Annotated in this window: 16 protein-coding genes; 14 read left to right on the top strand and 2 right to left on the bottom strand. The window is 30.6% G+C overall.

Features of this window, described 5'->3' with window-relative positions:
• Window positions 1-106 precede the first annotated feature (106 nt).
• From OREMA_RS0112440 to OREMA_RS18440, 5 genes are all read left to right on the top strand, one after another.
• Window positions 107-1120, top strand: coding sequence for a PTS transporter subunit IIC (locus OREMA_RS0112440; protein ID WP_018249593.1), 1014 nt, complete (start codon window positions 107-109; stop codon window positions 1118-1120).
• 305 nt (window positions 1121-1425) lie between these two features.
• Window positions 1426-3075, top strand: a complete 1650-nt coding sequence (locus tag OREMA_RS0112435; protein WP_018249592.1) for a methyl-accepting chemotaxis protein — start codon at window positions 1426-1428, stop codon at window positions 3073-3075.
• Window positions 3076-3441: 366 nt separating this feature from the next.
• Window positions 3442-4515, top strand: a complete 1074-nt coding sequence (locus OREMA_RS0112430; RefSeq protein ID WP_018249591.1) for a sugar ABC transporter substrate-binding protein — start codon at window positions 3442-3444, stop codon at window positions 4513-4515.
• A 52-nt stretch (window positions 4516-4567) separates the two neighbouring features.
• Window positions 4568-6496, top strand: a complete 1929-nt coding sequence (locus OREMA_RS18445; RefSeq protein ID WP_018249590.1) for a methyl-accepting chemotaxis protein — start codon at window positions 4568-4570, stop codon at window positions 6494-6496.
• 420 nt (window positions 6497-6916) lie between these two features.
• A complete protein-coding gene (locus OREMA_RS18440) occupies window positions 6917-8737 on the top strand; it encodes a methyl-accepting chemotaxis protein (protein WP_169331535.1) in 1821 nt (606 codons plus the stop codon).
• A 344-nt stretch (window positions 8738-9081) separates the two neighbouring features.
• On the opposite strand, the gene OREMA_RS0112415 is transcribed toward OREMA_RS18440, so the two are convergent.
• Window positions 9082-9792 (bottom strand): hypothetical protein, encoded by a 711-nt coding sequence (locus OREMA_RS0112415; RefSeq protein WP_018249588.1) that lies wholly within the window; start codon window positions 9790-9792, stop codon window positions 9082-9084.
• A 271-nt stretch (window positions 9793-10063) separates the two neighbouring features.
• Here OREMA_RS0112415 and OREMA_RS0112410 point away from each other — a divergent pair, with 271 nt between their 5' ends.
• The 9 genes from OREMA_RS0112410 to OREMA_RS0112370 all read left to right on the top strand — a co-directional run bounded on the left by OREMA_RS0112410 (window position 10064) and on the right by OREMA_RS0112370 (window position 19733).
• Window positions 10064-11731, top strand: a complete 1668-nt coding sequence (locus OREMA_RS0112410) for an FAD-dependent oxidoreductase (RefSeq protein WP_018249587.1) — start codon at window positions 10064-10066, stop codon at window positions 11729-11731.
• A 193-nt stretch (window positions 11732-11924) separates the two neighbouring features.
• Window positions 11925-12590, top strand: a complete 666-nt coding sequence (locus OREMA_RS0112405; RefSeq protein ID WP_018249586.1) for a 4Fe-4S binding protein — start codon at window positions 11925-11927, stop codon at window positions 12588-12590.
• A 41-nt stretch (window positions 12591-12631) separates the two neighbouring features.
• Window positions 12632-12985 carry a thioredoxin family protein gene (locus tag OREMA_RS0112400; protein WP_018249585.1) on the top strand — a complete coding sequence of 118 codons (354 nt, stop codon included), beginning with the start codon at window positions 12632-12634 and terminating at the stop codon, window positions 12983-12985.
• A gap of 249 nt (window positions 12986-13234) precedes the next feature.
• The gene (locus OREMA_RS0112395) at window positions 13235-13561 is read left to right on the top strand and encodes a rhodanese-like domain-containing protein (protein ID WP_018249584.1); all 327 of its coding nucleotides are present in this window, start codon (window positions 13235-13237) and stop codon (window positions 13559-13561) included.
• Between the two features lie 452 nt (window positions 13562-14013).
• Window positions 14014-15438 carry a PTS system trehalose-specific EIIBC component gene (gene treP / locus OREMA_RS0112390; RefSeq protein ID WP_018249583.1) on the top strand — a complete coding sequence of 475 codons (1425 nt, stop codon included), beginning with the start codon at window positions 14014-14016 and terminating at the stop codon, window positions 15436-15438.
• Window positions 15439-15699: 261 nt separating this feature from the next.
• Window positions 15700-17397: an alpha,alpha-phosphotrehalase gene (gene treC / locus OREMA_RS0112385; protein WP_018249582.1), complete on the top strand. Its 1698-nt coding sequence runs from the start codon at window positions 15700-15702 to the stop codon at window positions 17395-17397.
• A 34-nt stretch (window positions 17398-17431) separates the two neighbouring features.
• Window positions 17432-18148 (top strand): trehalose operon repressor, encoded by a 717-nt coding sequence (treR, locus tag OREMA_RS0112380; protein ID WP_018249581.1) that lies wholly within the window; start codon window positions 17432-17434, stop codon window positions 18146-18148.
• 186 nt (window positions 18149-18334) lie between these two features.
• Window positions 18335-19063, top strand: coding sequence for a ZIP family metal transporter (locus OREMA_RS0112375; RefSeq protein ID WP_018249580.1), 729 nt, complete (start codon window positions 18335-18337; stop codon window positions 19061-19063).
• A gap of 61 nt (window positions 19064-19124) precedes the next feature.
• Window positions 19125-19733 carry a DUF3298 and DUF4163 domain-containing protein gene (locus OREMA_RS0112370; protein ID WP_018249579.1) on the top strand — a complete coding sequence of 203 codons (609 nt, stop codon included), beginning with the start codon at window positions 19125-19127 and terminating at the stop codon, window positions 19731-19733.
• A gap of 142 nt (window positions 19734-19875) precedes the next feature.
• Here OREMA_RS0112370 and OREMA_RS17755 read toward each other — a convergent pair whose 3' ends face one another.
• On the bottom strand, window positions 19876-20535 hold the full coding sequence (locus OREMA_RS17755; protein WP_018249578.1) for a transmembrane-type terpene cyclase: 660 nt from the start codon (window positions 20533-20535) through the stop codon (window positions 19876-19878).
• Window positions 20536-20753 lie beyond the last annotated feature (218 nt).

Here is a 20753-nt window from a genome sequence, read left to right as displayed (position 1 = left end):
GTTATTAGCACAATATGTGACTTGTCACTTGTCACCTGTTACTTACTTTTCATTCTTAATATAGAGTTAGAAAAAATGGATACAATAAAAAATAAGGAGGATTAAAGTGGCTAAAGATAAAAAAGGATTTTTAGCAAGAAAGAATATAGAATTTTCATTAGAGCGTTATGGAGTTAAGGCTTTAGGTTATATGGCTCAAGGGTTATTTGCTTCATTAATTGTAGGGTTGATTTTAAAAGTGTTAGGACAAAGGTTAAATATTCCTATATTATTGGACTTTAGTAAGACTGCTATGGGAATGATGGGGCCGGCTATTGGTGTAGCTATTGCTTATGGTTTAGAAGCACCACCATTAGTTATCTTTACTTCTGTTGTAACCGGAGCAGCAGGCGCAGAGCTAGGTGGTCCAGTAGGAGCTTTTTTAGCAGCAGTGATTGGTACTGAGTTTGGGAAGGCTGTTTCTAAAGAAACTAAATTAGATATAGTACTGACACCAGCTATAGTTATTATTATGGGGATGTTAACTGCTAAATTTGTTGGGCCTGGGATTGATACTTTGATGAAGAGCTTAGGACAGGTGATTATGAAAGCAACAGAATTACAACCAGTACCTATGGGAATTTTGGTTTCAGTGCTAATGGGTATGTTCTTAACATTACCAATTAGTAGTGCGGCAATAGGATTAATGTTAAGTTTAAGTGGTTTAGCTGCAGGGGCTGCAACAGTTGGCTGTAGTGCTCAAATGATTGGTTTTGCTGTAATGAGTTTTCGTGAAAATGGATGGGGTGGAGCAATTAGTCAAGGTTTAGGCACATCAATGTTACAGATGCCTAATATAGTTAGAAACCCTTATATTTGGATACCACCAACACTAGCAGGGGCTATTTTAGGACCAATAGCTACAACAATTATGCCAATGAAGAATATTCCAATTGGGGCTGGAATGGGTACAGCTGGTTTGGTTGGGCAGTTTGGGACTGTAGAAGCTATGGGAATAAAAGCAATAGGTTCAATTATATTATTACACTTTATATTACCTGCTATTCTGACCTTAGTTATTGCTGAATTTATGCGTAAACAAGGTCTAATTAAAGATAATGATTTATTATTGGATCTATAATTATTGATTAAATATTTGAAAGAGCTATATAGCTCTTTCAAATATTTTTTTATTTAGATAAGAAAATTCACTTATCCTACTCTGATTTAAAGTGATGAAATTAACCTCCGGATATCCCAGATAATCATAAATGTTATAGATATTTACTTATATTCCCTGGATAAAATTTAATTTTCTTCAAAGAAGGTTTTTGTCGAAAATTATCGAATATAATTATTAAGTAAAAAATGATTTTAATTGCATCAATATAACAAGATATGTTATTATTAGACAGTGATTAAAGATTTAGATCAAGGGGGGATATAATGTTTAAATTTAAAGACATGAAGATAAAAAGAAAGATTCTGGTAGGAATTGGACTAAGTTTTATAATTGCTATGTTAATCTTGGGTGGAATGGTGGTCTATCAATTTAATAAGTTATCAGATAATAGTGCTATACATCTAAAAGAAGTATTACTAACTAAAGAACGGGATAGAATCAAGGATACTGTACATACTATGGCTCAGAATTTAGAACAGATATACCAAGAGAATAAGGAAGAGCTATCAGAAAAAGAGTTGAAAGAATTAATAGTAGATAAGAATAATCAAGTAAGTTTTGGAGAAGCAGGTTATTTCTTCATATATGATTATCAGGGAGAAACAGTTGCATTACCGCCTGATCCTAAATTACAGGGTACTAATCGTTGGGATTTAAAGGATAGCGAGGGGACATATATTATAAGAGAGTTTGTTCAAGCTGTTAAAGATGGAGGAGGATTTGTCACTTATATTTATGAAAATCCTAATACTAAGGAAAAAGAAAGAAAGTTTGGTTATGTAGAGGATATTGCTGGAAGCAATTGGTTTATTGGAGCTGGAGGATATGAATCGGTAATTGATAGTGCTTTAAAGGAATCTAAAGAAGAGATAGAAAAAACTAAATTAAACACTATACTAATGTTAATGATTATATTTGTGCTTACTATAGTAGTTTTAGGTTTTATTATATTAAAAATATCTAACTATTTGACTAAGCATATAGATAGAATTTTAGCTGGATTTAGAAAGGTAGCTAAAGGTGATTTAACTGTAGAACTAGAAGTAGTAAGTAAGGATGAATTGGGAGAATTAACTGAAGGCTTTAATCATGCAACTGAGGGACAAGCCAATATATTGAAAGAAATATTAACTACTGTAGATGATCTATCTGCATATAGCCAAGAGTTATCTGCATCTTCAGAAGAGGGGAATGCAGTTACTGAGACTGCTTCTGAAAGAATTAATGAGATGGTTGCTAGTATTGAAGAGATTTCTAGTAGTAGTCAGGAAATGGTTAGTTTAACAGAAGACACTAACTTAAAGGCAGAACAAGGTAGAGATATGATTGAAGAGACTATTGTTAAGATGAAGCGGATTAGTGACAAGGTAGAAGGTGCTAAAAATATTATTAGTGACTTAGATAATACATCTCGCCAAATTAATGAAATTATCAATATGATTACAGAAATAGCTGAACAGACTAATTTATTAGCTTTAAATGCATCTATTGAAGCTGCTAGGGCAGGACAACATGGCCATGGTTTTGCAGTTGTTGCAGAGGAAATTAAATCTTTAGCTGAGGAGACTGCTAAAGCTACTGATAAAGCAATAACTTTGGTTAAAGAAACTCAAAATAAATCTAATCAAGGTCTAGAAGCTATAAAAGAAGTGGATGGAGAGAGCAGATCTGGTAGTAAGTTAATTCAAAAAACAGGGAATTCTTTTAAAGAAATTGCTGATTCTGTTCAAGATACATCAGCCTATATAGAAGAAGCAACAGCATCAACTCAAGAACTTGCTGCTAATAGTGAACAGGTTATAAATGCTACTACTGATATGAAAGGTATGTCAGATGAAGTAACCAAATCTGCTCAAGAATTGGCAAATATGTCGTTGAAATTAAAAGAGTTAGTAGATGAGTATAAGTTATAATTTAGTTTCTCAACAAGGATATAGTCATTCAATTTTCAAGAAAAGCTGAGATATTTTTGCTGTTAGCTACTAGCCTTCAGCTATTAGTATTATTTTTATAAGCTTTAAGCCAGCTGCTAGTAGCCAATAGCTAGCAGCTAAATTGAAATTTATAAATATTAAAAAACTTAATAAGTTATTATAGCATGTTACTGACTAGATCAGGCAAAAGCTAGGAGAAAATTTTTGGGAGATATAATCAGATATGATTAAGATACTCAAAACAATAATTTTCTTCTGGCTTTTTAATTTTTGTTATATAAATTATATTAAGTTTAAATATGTTGGAATTCTTATTTTGACTCATTCAACTTAGGAGGGATAATAATGAAAAAGAAAGTTTTGGGATTATTAATTGCTATATTAGTAATAAGTAATTTATTTGCTAGTATAAGCTTAGCAAGTTGGTTTGATGAGGAAGATGATATTAATAGTAATCAAATTAAAATTGGATTTTTGCTCAAAACAATGCAAGAAGAGAGGTACTTAAGGGATAAATTTGCTTTTGAAGATGAGGTTAAAAGATTAGGGGCTAAATTAATCTTTGATGCAGCTAGTAATGATGAAAATCTTCAATTAGCTCGTTTTAAGAGGATGTTGGATAAGAATGTAGATGTGGTTGTATTACAGCCTGTTAGCAGCAATAAGACATCTAAAATGATTGAGTTAGCACATAAACAGGGGGTTAAAGTAGTAGGTTATGATAGTTTGATTCTCAATGCTGATTTAGATGCTCATGTTATGCAAGATAGTTGGGCAGTAGGGAGATTACAAGGTGAAGCAATGTTGGAATGGTTTAAAGAGAAGAAGGGAAAAGTTGAAGGGAATGTAGTTTTAATCAAAGGTCATCCCAATGATTCTAATGCAATTATGATGACAAGTGGAGCTAAAAGAATAATTAAGAATAATTCAGGATTAAATCTTGTAGCAGAAAGATGGCATAAGGGATGGTCTTCTGATAAAGCAATGGCTACTGCAGTAGAGTTGTTAGATAAATATGATAATAATATTGATGCTTTTATCTGTAATAATAGTGGTATGGCTCGTGGTGTTGTTGCAGCTTTAGAAGCAAAAGGTTTAGCAGATAGTGATAAAGTATTTGTAGCTGGTTCAGATGCAGATCTTCAAAATATCAAATACCTTGTTCAAGGAAAACAGAATGTTGAAATTTTTAAGAAGATTAAACCATTAGCTAAAGCTGCAGCTAATCTAGCTTATAAATTAGCTAAAAATCCAACAAAAGAGATAAAAGAATTAACAGTGGTAGATCGAATGCTTGATAATGGTTATAAAGAGGTTCCTACAATTGTAACTCCTATTGTAAGAGTTATTAAGGATAATATTGATCAGACAGTGATTAAAGCTAATTTTTATGATAAAGATGATATTTATAAAGATTAATGTTAAAATGTTTTAATTGATTTCAAATATATAATAAAGAAGGTGTTAGCTTATGTTAAATATATTTAATTGGAGAGATATATCAATTAAATGGAAGATAGCTGTCTTGTTATTAATTGTTACTATAGTTCCTTTATTAATAACAGGCTTCTTTATACAAGTTAATAATTACAATAAGCTTAGGGAGTCTTTGCTTCAACAAGGAAGTACAAACTTAAAAGTTGTTAAAGATAGTTTAAAAGCTCAAGAGGATAAATTAGCAGAGATATCTAATAGAGTCTTAGAAAACCAGGAGCTAGTTAATGCTATTAAACGTGAAGATGCTGAAATGCTATATGTTCAATTAAATAAGATAATGAAAAATGAATCTTTAGATTTTTTAACCTTTCTACTACCTGATGGTAGGGTAGTTAGAAGGGGAAATAATCCTAGTAATTATAAAGATAAACTACCTTTTAATAAGATTATAAGTCATACTAAAGAGACTCAAGGTTCTTTTGTTACTTATAAGAAGTATCCAATTGATTTATTAAAGAAAGAAGATAATGTAGGTAATAATTTGAGTAATAGAATAGTTAGTACAGCTAATCAAGAAGATGCTCTAACTATCATGGGAGTTCTACCAGTTAGATTTTTAGATAGATTAGTTGGTTTCTTTATTATGGGGGACATCTTAAATAACAATCCAAATATTTATAATCAAAGATTAGAAAATTTAGTTTTTGCTAATGAAACTTCTAAAAATAATGATTTTTCCGGTATTAAAATGGATGGTAGTTATATAATCGCTTCCCAGGAGCATTGGTCTCCAGAAAAAGGACTAGTTAATGTAGAAATTAAAGAATTAACAGAAGAGCATCTATTATTTGAAGATCAGATAAAAGGGATAAATGGTGAGAATTTGGCAACTCTTAGCTATGCTATTCCTAAGCTTCGTTTAGAAGCTAGTAAACGGGAAAGCTTATGGATTACTATTAAGATTATTGTGATAGTGATTATGGCAGTTGCTTTAATATCTATCTTATTATCTCTAAAGGTTGGTCAAAAAATAGATGTGATCATAGATAAACTAAAACAGATTGCTAATGGCGATTTAAGAACTAGACTAGAGGTTAAAGGAAAAGATGAATTAGGAGAAGTAGCTCTTGAATTCAATCAAACTATTGCAGCTCAAGCTAATATTTTAAAGAAGATATTAGCTATGATAGATGATATATCTTCTTATAGTGAAGAGTTATCTGCTTCTTCTGAAGAAGGAAATGCGGTAACTGAAACGGCTACTGATAGAATTAATGATTTGGCAGCTGGTATTAGACAGATTGCTGATAGTAGCCAAGAAGTAGCTAATTATTCTCAACAAGCTCATGATAAAACTGAGGTAGGAGAGAGAATGATCAAAGAAGTAGTTACTAAAACTGAAGAGATAGTTAATGCAGTTGAAGAAGCTAAAAATACTATCAATAGTTTAGATGATACTTCTCAAGAGGTTGGAGGAATAGTTAACTTAATTACAGAGATCGCAGAACAGACTAATCTTTTGGCATTAAATGCTTCTATAGAAGCAGCACGTGCAGGAGAATATGGACATGGTTTTGCAGTGGTAGCAGAGGAGATTAAAGAGTTGTCCGATGATACTAGAAAAGCTGCTGATAAAGCTATCACTTTAATTAAAGAGACTCAAAATAAATCTAAAGAAGGATTATTAGCAGTAGAACAAGTTAATAAAGAAGCTAGAGCAGGAAGAGAACTAATTGAAGAGACTGGACAGTCCTTTAAGGAAATTGCCGAAGTAGTAGAAGATACTTCCGCTTATATTCAGGAGACAACTGCTTCTACTGAAGAATTGTCATCAAATAGTGAAGAGATTAGTAGAGCAACTGAGGATATGAAAGGTATGTCAGAAGAAGTGACCAAATCCTCAGAAGAGTTAGCAACTATGGCATTAGAGCTTAAAGAATTGGTGAATAGATATAACTTGTAAGCTATTAGTATTATTGTATAAGCTCTAAGCCAGCGGCTAGTAGCCAATATCCAGCAGTTAATAAAAACTGTCACAATATCTATCAAGTATTTAATGTTAATCTAGATATAAGCTATAGTTTAACAATTTAAATTGTTAAACTATAGCTTATTATATTTGAAGATAATAAAATTTGATAATATTTCAGTATAAAAGTTAATGAATTGTATTTGATTTAAAGTTTTTGAAAAAGGATTTTGTAGAAAAGTGTCGAAATTATCAAATATAAGATCATAAGTAAAAAGGGGGGGAGCTGGTCAATTCCAGCAAATGATTGTGAGTATATTTGACAAATTTAAATCTTTTAAGTATGAATTAATGATTAAGTTAACTTTGATGATGATAATAATCTTAGGGTTAATTATAGGAGTAAATTACTATATGGCTAGGGATGGATTAGTTGATGAATATAAGGTTGCAGAAGAGAAAGCAGTTCATCAAGTAGAAAGTTCATTAAAGTTAGTTGATGTAACCTATAATGTTTTAAATAATAAGATGGAAGAGAAGATGAAAGAGATCGCTAAAGATTTACTTAAAGAGTATCAACAAGCAGGTCAAGTCTTAAGTAATAAAGATTTAGAAAAGCTAAAGGCTAAATATGGAGTATCAGATCTTTATATTATAGATAAAAGAGGAGTTTTGATTAGATCAACAGTTGAAGAGAACTTGAATTTGAATTTGGTAGATGCTATTGGTGAACAATTTGGAGAATTTTTAGATAATATAAGAAAGAGAGGGGAATTTGTAGGAGACAAAGTTGCCTTAGAGGTTGGAACTAATAAGTTAAAGAAGTTTGCTTATCAACCAGTAGTAGCTCAAGATTATATTATCGAAATTGGATGGTATGCAGAAGATTTTGATTCTAGTATTGCCAATTCTAATTTTGCTAAGGTATTAGATGAGATTACTAAGAAAGATAGGATTATTAAGAAGGCAAGAATATTTGATTCTATTGACTTTAGAACTATAGGTGATAAAAATTATACTATTCCAGCAGCACATAAGCTTAAATTAAGACAAGCAAAAATTGGTGATGAAATAGTGATTAATGAAGAAGATAAGAGTGGTAATCAATTAACATATACCTATAAGCTTGTTCAATTAGAAAGTATGGATCATGGTAGAATTGTTCAAATTCTATCTAGTAATGAAGAAATGAAAGAAAAGTTAAAGCAACAACTTAATCTGAATTTAAGTATTTTGTTATTAGGAGTTGTAGTTGCTCTATTAGCTTCATACTTTATTAGTAATGAAGTTATTAATCCTATTAATAATTTAGTTGATAAGATGGAAGGTTTGAGTGATGGGAATTTAACCTCATCTTTAGAAGTGCATAGGAAGGACGAATTTGGTAAATTAGCTAAAAGTTTTAATCATACTATAGTTAGTTTAGCAGAGTTAGTTGAAGAGCTTATTGCTGCTACAGAATATTTGACTGCTAATAGTGAAGAATTATCTGCCTCTTCTGAAGAAGCAGAAACTACACTGGAAGCTGTTATAGGAAATATTCAAGAGATGGTAGGTAGTATTGAAGAAGTAGCTACCAAGGTTGAACAGGTTAGTGCATCTGCTCAAGAAGTAAGTGCTACAAGTAATGATGGTAAAGGTTTAATAGCAAAAGCAGTTCAAGAGGTTGATGAAATTAAGAATAAAGTTAATTTAGCAAATAATAAGATAACTGAGTTAACTACTAAATCTGAAGAGATTGAAGAGATTATAGAGATTATTACTAATATAGCTGATCAGACCAATTTATTAGCCCTGAATGCATCTATAGAGGCTGCTCGTGCTGGAGAACATGGAAGTGGTTTTGCTGTAGTGGCAGAAGAAATTAGAGGGTTATCAGAAGAGACGGCTCAAGCAACAGATAAGATAAGTAAGCTGGTAAGTGAGATTAGAGTAACCTCTCAAGAAGCTAATGAAGCGGCTGAAGTTGGAAATCAGCAAGTTAAAGAAGGAAAAGAAAGTATTGACCAAGCTGGAGAATTATTTATGCAGATTGATAAGGCGATAGAAGAGACAAGTTATCAATTACAGGATATTAGTATTTCAACCACTAGATTAGCTGGAAATAGTGAAGATGTTAATAATTCAAGTAATGAAATTATCAATATGGTTGATGAAGTTACTAATTCTTCCTTAGAATTAACTAAATTAACTAATAGATTAGATGAATTGATCAATAAATTTGAGGTTGAATAAATAAAGATAAACCTATACTCTATAGAGTATAGGTTTTCTAATCTAAGTTTAATTATCAGGCCAGACGACTATAAGCTTTCTAATTCTAGAGTAAAATGTAGGTATAGCATTATAATAAAATATTAGGATATTTTCATATTAATTTATGATTTATAATGTATAATTAAAAGACTAAAACCTTAAACTATTCAATTAATAAAAAAATTGATACAATATTTATAAATTATTATCCAATATTTTGAGTTTAGATGGTTTTAATTATTAATTATCAATTATACATTGCAAATTATTAAAATGCTGTAATATTTCCAGTGGATTTTATTTTAGAGTTGAATATCTGCCTACTAATAAAGGTAGTAAGTTACCTTAATTTTCTCTTTGAATTTGGCTGGCTGAGGTGATTGCAGATGATTAAGATTTATACTTTGTTTATAATTTTTTAGTCTACTAGATTTTATTTCTTGAACTTTATGAATTCTCAGATCTTTCAAGTTTAATATCTTTGCTATAAGCTTTAATTTTTCTTTACTATCTGTGAGTGTTTCCTTAAAAAGTCTTTTCTGTTGTTGTTGATAGTCTTGAAAATTATAATAAAGTTCTCTTATATTATAAGTAATTTCAATGGAACGATTATAAGTAGCATGTTTGTTACTAGGATCTGTATTATTAATTATTTGAAGTACATTTCTTAGTATATCTATCAATTGATTATCTGTATAATTGTTGTTAATTTGAATTTTTAGAGGAATAGTTATTTTAAATTTTTTTCTGTTGTACTTATCATTATTAGTTTTAATAATTTGCTTAAGTTTTTTTATGCTATTTTCTTCTATATCATCTTCATCATTTAATCTTTCCATTAGCAAATCAACATTTTGATTGATTTCATATTCAAGTTGTACCTCACTCTTTCCTATACCACTAACTTCAAGCATGATTACTGTTTGATTAGGAGTCAAGTCAAGAGTACTCATTCCAATTGTAGAGATTGTATCTTCGTTATCAGCAGCCCAAAGTGGCAGAGAAAAATAAATCACCATCAATAAAGTAAGCATAAAGGTCAATCTTTTCTTATTCTTAATATTAACACCTCCTAGGTTTGATTAAATTAAAATAATTTGGTAGATTATATCTTAATTATATTATAAAACTAGTGCCTTATGCTAGTTAAATCTTGAGTTGTGAGGTGTTGTTGAAGCTAATTATTAAGATATTTTTTTACTTTGAAAATTAAAACTATCACAAGATATTAAAAGTTAAGCACATTAAAATTATTTATTAACAAATATTAATAGTGATAATTTTAATTAGGAGGAGAGATTATATATGTCTAAGAAGATAGTGGTAATTGGTGCTGTTGCAGCTGGAGCTAGTGCAGCTACTAAAGCTAGAAGAGAGGATGAACAAGCAGAGATAGTAGTTTTTGAAAAAGGACCTTATGCTTCTTTTGCTAATTGTGGGTTGCCCTATTATGTAGGGGGCACGATTAAAGAAAGAAAGAATCTATTTCAAGTTAGTAATGATTATTTTCATGAGAGATTTAATATTGATCTAAGGATTAATCATGAAGTAACTAAGATTAATAGAAAGGATAAGCAAGTTGAAGTTACTAATCATGATACTGGAGAGAAGTTTAGCGAGAATTATGATAAATTGATTATTGCAGTAGGAAGTGAAGCAGTTAAACCTCCAATTCCAGGTATTGAAAGTGATAAGATTTATACATTGTTAACTGTCCCTGATGCTGATGCTATTATGAAAAAGTTAAGAGAGAAACCTAAAAAAGCTGTAGTTGTAGGTGGTGGGTATATTGGTGTTGAAACTGCTGAAGAGTTACATTCTAGAGGTTTAGAGGTTAGCTTGGTAGAGATGGCAGAGCAGATCTTAGCACCATTAGATCAAGAGATGACTACTCCATTACTCCAGCATATGGAAGAAAAAGGAGTAAATCTTGTTTTAGCTAATGGGGTGACAGAATTTAAAGATGAAGACAGTATCAGAGTAGTTTTAGAGAGTGGTAAAGAGATAGATGTTGATTTTGTTGTGTTAGCTGCTGGAGTAAGGCCAAGGTTAAATCTTCTCAAAGAAGCTGGATTAGAAGTTAGTGAGGTAGGAGTTGTAGTTAATGAGTATATGCAGACTAATGACAAAGATATTTATGCTGCTGGAGACATTGTAGAGAGTAGTAATTTGATTACAGGTGAAAAAGCAAGAATTGCTCTAGCTGGACCAGCTAATAAGCAAGGTAGAATTGCAGGAGCCCATGCAGTAGGAAATACAAAGAAGAAGTTTAAAGGTGTGGTAGGGACAAGTATTGTTAAAGTTTTTGATTTAACTGCTGCTAGCACAGGTCTGAATGAAAAAGAGTGTATACGAAAAAATATAATCTATTATACTGTCTATCTAAATAAAGGAGATCATGCAGGATATTACCCAGGTTCTGAGAGTTTAGAGATTAAATTATTGGTTGAAGAAGAAAGTGGTAAATTATTAGGAGCTCAGTCTATTGGTAGAGAAAGTGTAGATAAGGTAATAGATACTTTTGCTACGGCTTTACATGCAGAAATGACAGTAGAGGATTTAGAAGATCTAGATTTAGCTTATGCACCACCATATTCCTCTGCTAAAGGTCCAGCAATTATGTCAGGGATGATAGCTGCTAATCATTTCAGGGGAGAGACTGATTTACTAAGTCCTAAAGAATTACAAGCTATGTTAAAAGATGAGGAAGAGATTCAATTAGTTGATGTTAGAACTTCAGCCGAATATAAAAATTCTTATATTAGTGGTGCTAAGCATATACCTATAAATGAATTACGTGGTAGAATAGATGAATTAGATTCTGCTAAACATACAGTAGTTTATTGTAGAAAGGGTTATAGAGGTTATTTAGCTTATAAGATATTAATAGCTAATGGATTTGATATAGTTGAGAATTTGACAGGTGGTATTTTAGCTTGGGAGCTATTAGATAATAAAAATAGAGAGTCATAGACAAGTTTTAATTATACTTTATACTCTTGACATCTTTTGATAAAGTATATATAATTAATTCAAACACCCCCTCTATAGGGGGGTTAAAAAACAAAGGCAATATTGTAATATTTGAATATGATAATATATCAACATGAAAGACATAGAATAAATTAAATTATAATATTATAATTTAACAAGGGGAGTGATTAAGATGAGGAAAAAAGGATTTATTGGATTTGTTGGTAGGTGGAGTTGGCTTCTAATAGTGGCTTTTTTAGTATTAGGGTGGCAACACCCAATTATCGGTAGTTTGGCTTTAGTCTGTATGATTGCTCCTATTATAGTAGCAGCTTGGAAAGGTGGAAGAGTTTGGTGTGGAGCCGTATGTCCAAGAGGAAGCTTTAATGATAATATATTAAGTAAAATTAGTAGAAGTGTAGAGATACCTTCCATTTTTAAGACAATATGGTTTAGAGTTTTGTTCTTTATCTTCTTAATATATAATTTTATATCAGGAGTTATTAAAGCCAATGGTGATTTAGTAAAGATAGGTTTTGTTTTCTACAAAATTATATTTTTAACTACAGCAATTACAATTTTATTTGGTATCATATTCAATGAGAGAACTTGGTGTTCTTTCTGTCCTATGGGGTCATTATCTGCTTTAATTACTAAAATTAAACGTAAATTAAATGAAAGGCCCAAGAGAATTAGAGTTGACCAGGACAAATGTGTTAATTGTAAGATTTGTGAAAAAGAATGTCCTATAGGATTAACACCTTATGATTTTACTAACAATAATGATAAAGATTTGGATTGTTTACATTGTGAAGAATGTGTATATGCTTGTCCTGTTAATGCTTTGGAAAGAAAATAATAAAGATACTAAGGAAATAAATTATTTTTGGAGTGATAAAGATGGAATTTACTAAAGTAACTTCTGAAAGTTTTGAGCAGAAGGTTTTAGGAGCAGAAGTTCCTGTCTTGTTAGAATTTTCTTATAAATATTGTTCAGCTTGTCAAGAGGTCAAGGAGTTTCTTAAAGATAATATAGATATAGAAGAGATAAAGCTCTTGGAGATAGATATCTCTACAAATCAAAAAATGGCTGAGAAATATAATGTTGATAAAACACCAACATTATTACTATTTAGCCATGGTAAAGAGCGTGGCAGGCATATAGGATATCTTGACCAAGATGAATTAGAAGAGTTATTAAGTCAATTATCAATAATTAGTAGGATAAAGGAGATTATAATGGAGCTGTTCTAACTATATAATCTTTCTTATAAATCTAGATAATAGTTCTAAAAAGAAATGTAAAAGCTTAGTTTGGCCACAGATTAGAGAATAAAGGGCTAATTTATAAAATTAGTATTAAAGATTAGTGGAGATTTGTGTTGATCTGTGGTAGAAAATAATTATAATGAGTTGATCAATTATTTGGACTAAAGAATGAAGTAAGGTATTTAAGCGCATATTAATAAAAGATACTAATCTAAAGGATAAGAGGTGGTAATTATGATCTTTGATGCTTTATTTGGATCAAAGGTAGAGGCGATATCTCCTAAAGAAACAGAAGAGAAATTAGCTAAAGCTAATGTACAAATATTAGATGTTAGAACTAAAGAAGAGTATAATCAAGGGCATATTCCTAATTCAATTAATATTGAAGTAACAGAAGTAGAGAACAATTTAGATAAAATAAATAAGAATAATGAAATTATCACTGTTTGTGCATCTGGGATGAGAAGTAATAGAGCCGCTAAAAAATTAGTGGATTTAGGATATGAGAAAGTAAAGAATATGAAGGGTGGAATGATGGCCTGGAAAGGGAAAGTAGAATAAGGTTAAATAATAAAACAGCAGCTATATAGCTGCTGTTTTATTATTTATAGGATTTTTAGTGAAATCTAAAGGTTCAAATATCTTTTTCAGATTATTTAAATAAATTATTTTATCCTATTGACAAACTTGTATATACAAGTTATAATAACTTATGTAAGGTACTTGTATATACAAGTTTCAGATTTGAAGAATAGTCATTATTGCATAAATAAAAAAGTATATACAAATTATAAGATTATAACCTATATAAAAATTTAAGATTACAAGCTATCTTTAAAATTTATTATTATAATTGGTTTTGGTTAAGAAGATAGAAGAGTAGTAATTGCTAGAACTCTATAATTCTGATAATAACTAGCTCTTACTTATATAATTAGATAATAATTCAACTTTTTAACCGATTATTTACAACTTCTAATTTAGCTTGTAATAAAAATATAGGGGGGTTATAAATGTCTAAATTTTCAAAAGAAGCAGAAAAATTATTAGAGTATATTGGTGGGAAAGAGAATATTTCAGCAGTATCACATTGTGTAACAAGGATGCGTTTTGTATTAAATGATACTAAGAAATCAGATATTGATAAGATTGAAAGTATTAGTTGTGTAAAGGGTACCTTTGCTCAAGCTGGTCAGTTCCAAGTTATCATTGGTAATGAAGTATCAGATTTTTATAATGAATTTGCAAAGATTTCAGGTGTATCTGGTGTTAGTAAAGATGCTGCTAAGAAAAATGCTAGGCAGAATCTAAATTGGTTACAGAGATTAATATCACACTTGGCTGAAATCTTTACACCATTAATTCCAGCTTTGGTAGTTGGAGGTTTGATCTTAGGATTTAGAAATGTAATTGGAGATATCAAGTTATTAGAAGGTGGGACTAAGACTTTAACAGAGGTTTCTCAATTTTGGGCAGGAATTCATCACTTTTTATGGTTGATTGGTGAAGCTATCTTTCACTTCCTACCTGTAGGAATCACTTGGTCTATCTCTAAAAAGATGGGTGCTACAGAGATATTAGGTATCATATTAGGTATTACTTTGGTATCGCCACAGTTATTGAATGCCTATGGTGTAGCTGGTGGAGCAGAAGCACCAGTATGGGACTTTGGATTTACACAAATTAAGATGATTGGTTATCAAGCACAGGTTATTCCAGCTATTTTAGCAGGATTTACTTTAGCTAGTTTAGAAAAATGGTTACGTAAATTTGTTCCAGAGTATATTTCAATGATTTTAATTCCATTCTTAGCATTAGTACCAACTGTATTATTAGCCCATACTGTATTAGGTCCAATTGGTTGGACAGTTGGTTCTTATATTTCTAATATTGTATATGTAGGGTTAACATCAGCTTTTGGTTGGTTATTTGCAGCAGTATTTGGTTTTGCCTATGCACCATTAGTAATCACAGGATTGCACCATATGACAAATGCTATTGATTTACAGTTAATGAGTGAGTTTGGGGGAACTAATCTATGGCCGATGATTGCTTTATCTAACATTGCTCAAGGTTCTGCAGTATTAGCGATAATTTATTTAAATAGAGATGATGAGGAAGAGAAACAGGTTTCTATTCCAGCAGCAATCTCATGTTATTTAGGAGTAACTGAACCAGCTATGTTTGGTATTAATCTAAAATATATATTCCCATTCTTAGCTGCTATGATCGGTTCAGCAATTGCTGGCTTAGTTTCAGTGAGTTCAGGAGTTATGGCTAACTCAATTGGTGTTGGAGGATTACCAGGTATTTTATCAATTCAACCACAGCATATATTAATGTTTGCTGTTTCTATGCTAATAGCAATAATTGTTCCATTTATCTTAACTATCTTCTTTGCTAGACATAAGATTGCAACTGGAAGAAAGAAGATATAGATAAGATATATTTAAATATATAATGAAATTTCAATGTGAGGTTATAGAAAGATAAAGCGACAGTTTCGTGATTAGGCGTTAGGAGGTAGGAGTTAGGAAGACCTTACTAACCCCTATAACTTATGACCTAGCACCTAAAAATATCTCTTTATACCCATTAAATCATATTGTATAAGCTATAATAATAGAAGAATTAAAAATTAACAAAGCTCTCCTTCTTTAATCCAATGGAGAGTTTTGTTTTATAAGAGGTGATCTATTATGGAAAATATTAATGCTGAGTGGTGGAGAAAAGCAGTTGTATATCAGATTTATCCTAAAAGTTTTAATGATACTACAGGAAATGGTATAGGAGATTTACAAGGGATTATAGAAAAGTTAGATTATTTAAATAAATTAGGTGTAGATGTAATTTGGTTAACACCTATATATAAATCGCCACAAAATGATAATGGATATGATATTAGTGATTATTATAGTATTTATGAAGGATATGGCACTATGGAAGACTTTGATAGATTACTAGCAGAAGCTCATCAGCGGGATATTAAGGTTATTATGGATATAGTAATTAATCATACATCTACAGAGCACCAATGGTTTAAAGAGTCTGCTAAGTCTAAGGATAATCCATATAGGGACTTTTATATATGGAAAGATCCTAAAGGTGGAGCAGAGCCAAGTAATTGGAAGTCTAAATTTGGTGGTTCGGCTTGGAAATATGATAAAGATACTGGACAATATTATTTACATCTTTTTGATGTAACTCAAGCAGATTTGAACTGGGAAAATCCAGAAGTTAGAGAGAAACTATATAAAATGATGAATTTTTGGCTAGGTGAGAAGGGTGTAGATGGCTTTAGATTAGATGTAATTAACCTAATTTCTAAGAATCAAGATTTCCCAGATGATGATGGTTCAGTTGCTCCTGGAGATGGACGAAAGTTTTATACTGACGGTCCAAAAGTTCATAAATATATGCAAGAGATGAATCAAGAGGTCTTTTCTAAGTATGAAATGATGACAGTAGGTGAGATGTCATCAACTAATATTGATGATTGTATCAAATATACTAATCCTAAGCGGAAGGAATTGGATATGGTCTTTAGTTTCTATCATTTAAAGGTAGACTATCCTAATGGTGAGAAATGGACTAATGCTGATTTTGATTTTATTGAGTTAAAGAAGATTTTATCAGATTGGCAGGTAGGAATGAATCAAGGTGGAGGTTGGAATGCATTATTTTGGTGTAATCATGACCAACCAAGAGTTGTAAGTCGATTTGGTAATGATGGGAAATATCATAATAAATCCGCTAAGATGTTAGCTACTACAATTCATATGATGCAAGGAACTCCTTATATTTATCAAGGCGAAGAGTTTGGAATGACTAATCCAAATTTTGCAGATATTAATGATTATCGTGATGTAGAATCTTTAAATGCTTATAAGATTCTTAAAGAAGAAGGAAGATCAGAAGAAGAGATTATGTCTGCCATAAAAGCTAAATCAAGGGATAATTCTAGAACTCCGATGCAATGGAATTCAGGTCAGCATGGAGGGTTTACTACAGGTACTCCATGGATTAATTTAGCAGCTAATTATAAAGATATCAATGCGCAACGATCTCTTGCAGATAAAAACTCAATCTTTTATCATTATCAAAAATTAATTAAGTTAAGAAAGAGATTAGATATTATCACTTATGGTGATTATAAATTACTCTTAGAAGATGACCAAGATATTTTTGTCTATCTTAGAACTTATAATAGTGAGAAATTATTAGTTATTAATAACTTCTATGATAAAGATGTAGACTTTAAATTACCAGATGAAGTATCAGACCTTAGTGCTTATAACACTAAAATCTTGATCTCTAATTATGGTGATTCTTCTGAAAATATTAAGAATATAAGATTACGACCATATGAGTCTATTGTTTATCATCTTGCAAAATGAGATTAGAAATGATAGAATATTTTGGGTGATAATTATGGATAATAAGTATCTAAAGATATATAATGAGCTTGCTAAAAAGATAGAACGTGGAGAAATAAGTCCAAAGAGTCAATTACCTTCTGAAAATCAACTAAGTAAAGAATATGATTTATCTAGAGGGACTATTAGAAAAGCACTTGATCTCTTATCTCAGAATGGTTATATTCAAAAGGTTCATGGAAAAGGTTCAATTGCTTTAGATGTTAATAAATTTGACTTTCCTGTTTCTGGAGTTGTTAGTTTTAAAGAACTTTCTAAGAAAATGGGAACAAAAGCAAAGACTATTGTTTCAGAGTTGGAATTAATCAAGCCTGATAAACACTTAAAGTCTAAATTAAATATTTCTGATGATGAAAAGCTATGGAAGATTGTTAGGGTTAGGGAAATATCTAAGCAGAAGATTATTCTTGATAAAGATTTTTTAAAGCAAGAATATGTTCCAAGCTTAAGTAAGGAAGTATGTGAAGATTCAATTTATGAATATATTGAGGATGAATTGGAACTGAGAATTAGTTTTGCTAAGAAATTAATTTCGGTAGAAGAACCTACACTAGAAGATAAAGAACATTTAGATTTAGAAGGATATAATGTAGTAGTGGTAGTAAAAAGCTATGTTTATTTAGATGATGCTACTTTATTTCAATATACTGAATCTAGACATAGACCAGATAAGTTTAGATTTGTTGATTTTGCTCGTAGGACTCATCAATAGTTTAATAAGTTCTATAAGTTTGCTTTCATTATTAAGAATCTCCTTTTAGTTTATTTTTAAAGAAAGGATTATGGTTTAAACCATAATCCTTTCTTTTTTAATTTAATAATATAGAATAAAAAAAATATAAAGAGTAATACTAAGAACTTGAAGTATGAACTATTATCAAAAAAGGAAGGTAATAATATGTGGAGAGCAGCACTATGGGGAGGAATTGCTGGATCTTCTGTTTTTATAGGCTCATTAATAGCTTTGTTCTTTAATATCAAAAAAAGTGTTATTGGTTTTATTATGGCTTTTGGTACAGGAGTTTTAATGGGGGCTGCTGCTTTTGAATTACTTACAGAAGCAGTTGAAAATGGTGGTATAACAGTTACTGCTATTAGTTTTATTTTAGGTGCAGCTCTCTTTACTTTATTTAATTTAATCATTGCTAAAAAAGGAGGTCATAGTAGAAAGAGATCACAGGATAATATAACTGAAAATTCAGGAATAGCAATCTTTATGGGCACTGTAATGGATGCTATACCAGAATCAGTAATTATTGGTGTTAGTTTGACTAAAGAAGAGAATATTAGCTTGCTTTTAGTGGTTGCTATTTTTATTAGTAATTTTCCTGAAGGTCTATCAAGTAGTAGTGGCTTAAAAAAAGCTGGATATTCAAAGACTAAAATTCTAGTATTATGGTTAATTGTATCATTTCTTGCTATATTGAGTTCAATAGTAGGATTTATTTTTTTAGAGCATGGTTCAGAAGCATTAATTGCTACAATTAGTTCTTTTGCTGCAGGTGGAATAGTAGCAATGCTTTCATCAACTATGATGCCAGAAGCTTATGAGGATGGAGGACCTATTGTTGGCCTGATATCTGCTTTGGGATTAATAAGTTCTGTTATTTTGAGTAATTTAAAGTAATTATATAACCATCTCCTTAAGCATTGAATAAACTATATAAAAGATTAAGGAGGTGGTTGATTTGGATTTTATTAAATTACCTGTTGCTATTAAAACAATTAGAATCAATAGGCCTAGACTAAAGCTTTATTACCCCCAAGTTAGAGGAATGAGCGATTTAAAGCTTCAAAGAGAAATTAATTGCCAGATTTATGATTTAGTCTATCAATTAATTGAAGAGCAAGGCTTTTATGAAAATCCATTAACAGATATTACTGCTTATTATGAGATTAAAAATAATCAGCGAGGTATTTTAAGTTTAACTTTGATTAATTATGCTTATGCTGGTGGAGCCCATGGTTTGACATTAACTAAATCACTAACCTTTGATATTGAAACTGCAAAAGTATATAAATTAGTCGATCTATTTAAAGAAGATAGTAATTATCAAGAAGTATTATCGGAAATTATCGAAGAACAGATTGAAGAACGTGATATAGGAGTGATAGATGATTTCCCAGGTGTTAGAGAAGATCAAGATTATTATTTAGCTGATAAATGTTTGGTGATCTATTATCAATTATATGAATTTACACCTTATGTTTTTGGATTTCCCTACTTCCCAATCTCAGTCTATGAGATAGAAGATATTATTAATTTAGAAGGACCATTAGGTCAAATGTTGTATTAACTTTTTGCTTTTGGTGTATTTGGGGTTAATGGAGATAAAGAGACACTTTTTGGCTTTAGGTGCTAGGAGTTGGGAGTTAGTTTTTCCTAATACCTACCGCCTATCTCCTATCGCCGAAACTGTCGCTTTATCATTCTATAACCTAATTTCTCTTTATATTAAGTTTAAGACTATTTAATATTCTCATATCCAAGTCAGTATATTGAGCAGCTAATAGTATAATATAAGCAATATCAAAGAAGAGAGTTGCAATAGAGAAGAAAGTAATGAGTATTGAACCTTGATTTAGATAGAATATAATAGAAGCAAATAAAGTTCCGATTAATTTAAAAATAGCAATATAGATTGATTGGCCTGAAGTACTATTGCGTCTGATTAGCATAGTTATAAATAGGATTGACATTAGTAGGTTCTGTCCAAAGGCTGCATATTTCCCAATATAATCATCGAATTCATAAGAGATAAATAGAATAGTGAAAAAGATTATCAATAATAGTAGAAAGAAAATAGGATAAAATAGCTTTCTGTAAAATTTATTTCTAAAGTCTGCTTGACCGAATAAAAGAAATTGAAGTAGAATAATTAAATCAAGGGAGAACCAAATAATAGTAATATAAAGTCTAGGTAATTCAAGTGGCCAAATAAAGGAAAAGATAAATTCCCAAGAAAGATTAGCACACAAGGCTAACATGGGCATTCCATAAGTCTTGTCTTGAAATCCTTTAAAAATAATTAGAATATAGGTTAAAGACCAAAAAAGTCCAGTACCTATCTCTAGAATTAAAAGTAGAGTATTACTCATAATCTGCCTCCTATCAACTTTTGTTAATATATATGCTGATAAAATAAAGCTTATAGAAGGATCATATTTCCAGATTAATTATTCAATATTTGAAATGATACTTTGATTTTATATTACCCTATATAGATTAAGATTGGATAAAGGCTATTATCAAAAAAGAGTCATTTTAATAGTAGCCTAAGATCGCTTTGTACTCAAACTACAAAAGATTAGCTTTT

The organism is Orenia marismortui DSM 5156, from assembly GCF_000379025.1.
Lineage (GTDB): Bacteria > Bacillota > Halanaerobiia > Halobacteroidales > Halobacteroidaceae > Orenia > Orenia marismortui.
Note: the sequence above shows the minus strand (reverse complement) of the source record. Positions and strands in the feature narration are given on the sequence as shown.

What these genes read in the sequence shown, in the direction of transcription:
- OREMA_RS0112435 (WP_018249592.1), top strand. Translation starts at nt 1,426, where the DNA reads ATGTTTAAATTTAAAGACATGAAGATAAAAAGAAAGATTCTGGTAGGA.
- OREMA_RS0112430 (WP_018249591.1), top strand. Translation starts at nt 3,442, where the DNA reads ATGAAAAAGAAAGTTTTGGGATTATTAATTGCTATATTAGTAATAAGT.
- OREMA_RS18445 (WP_018249590.1), top strand. Translation starts at nt 4,568, where the DNA reads ATGTTAAATATATTTAATTGGAGAGATATATCAATTAAATGGAAGATA.
- OREMA_RS18440 (WP_169331535.1), top strand. Translation starts at nt 6,917, where the DNA reads ATGGCTAGGGATGGATTAGTTGATGAATATAAGGTTGCAGAAGAGAAA.
- OREMA_RS0112415 (WP_018249588.1), bottom strand. Translation starts at nt 9,792, where the DNA reads ATGCTTACTTTATTGATGGTGATTTATTTTTCTCTGCCACTTTGGGCT.
- OREMA_RS0112410 (WP_018249587.1), top strand. Translation starts at nt 10,064, where the DNA reads ATGTCTAAGAAGATAGTGGTAATTGGTGCTGTTGCAGCTGGAGCTAGT.
- OREMA_RS0112405 (WP_018249586.1), top strand. Translation starts at nt 11,925, where the DNA reads ATGAGGAAAAAAGGATTTATTGGATTTGTTGGTAGGTGGAGTTGGCTT.
- OREMA_RS0112400 (WP_018249585.1), top strand. Translation starts at nt 12,632, where the DNA reads ATGGAATTTACTAAAGTAACTTCTGAAAGTTTTGAGCAGAAGGTTTTA.
- OREMA_RS0112395 (WP_018249584.1), top strand. Translation starts at nt 13,235, where the DNA reads ATGATCTTTGATGCTTTATTTGGATCAAAGGTAGAGGCGATATCTCCT.
- treP (WP_018249583.1), top strand. Translation starts at nt 14,014, where the DNA reads ATGTCTAAATTTTCAAAAGAAGCAGAAAAATTATTAGAGTATATTGGT.
- treC (WP_018249582.1), top strand. Translation starts at nt 15,700, where the DNA reads ATGGAAAATATTAATGCTGAGTGGTGGAGAAAAGCAGTTGTATATCAG.
- treR (WP_018249581.1), top strand. Translation starts at nt 17,432, where the DNA reads ATGGATAATAAGTATCTAAAGATATATAATGAGCTTGCTAAAAAGATA.
- OREMA_RS0112375 (WP_018249580.1), top strand. Translation starts at nt 18,335, where the DNA reads ATGTGGAGAGCAGCACTATGGGGAGGAATTGCTGGATCTTCTGTTTTT.
- OREMA_RS17755 (WP_018249578.1), bottom strand. Translation starts at nt 20,535, where the DNA reads ATGAGTAATACTCTACTTTTAATTCTAGAGATAGGTACTGGACTTTTT.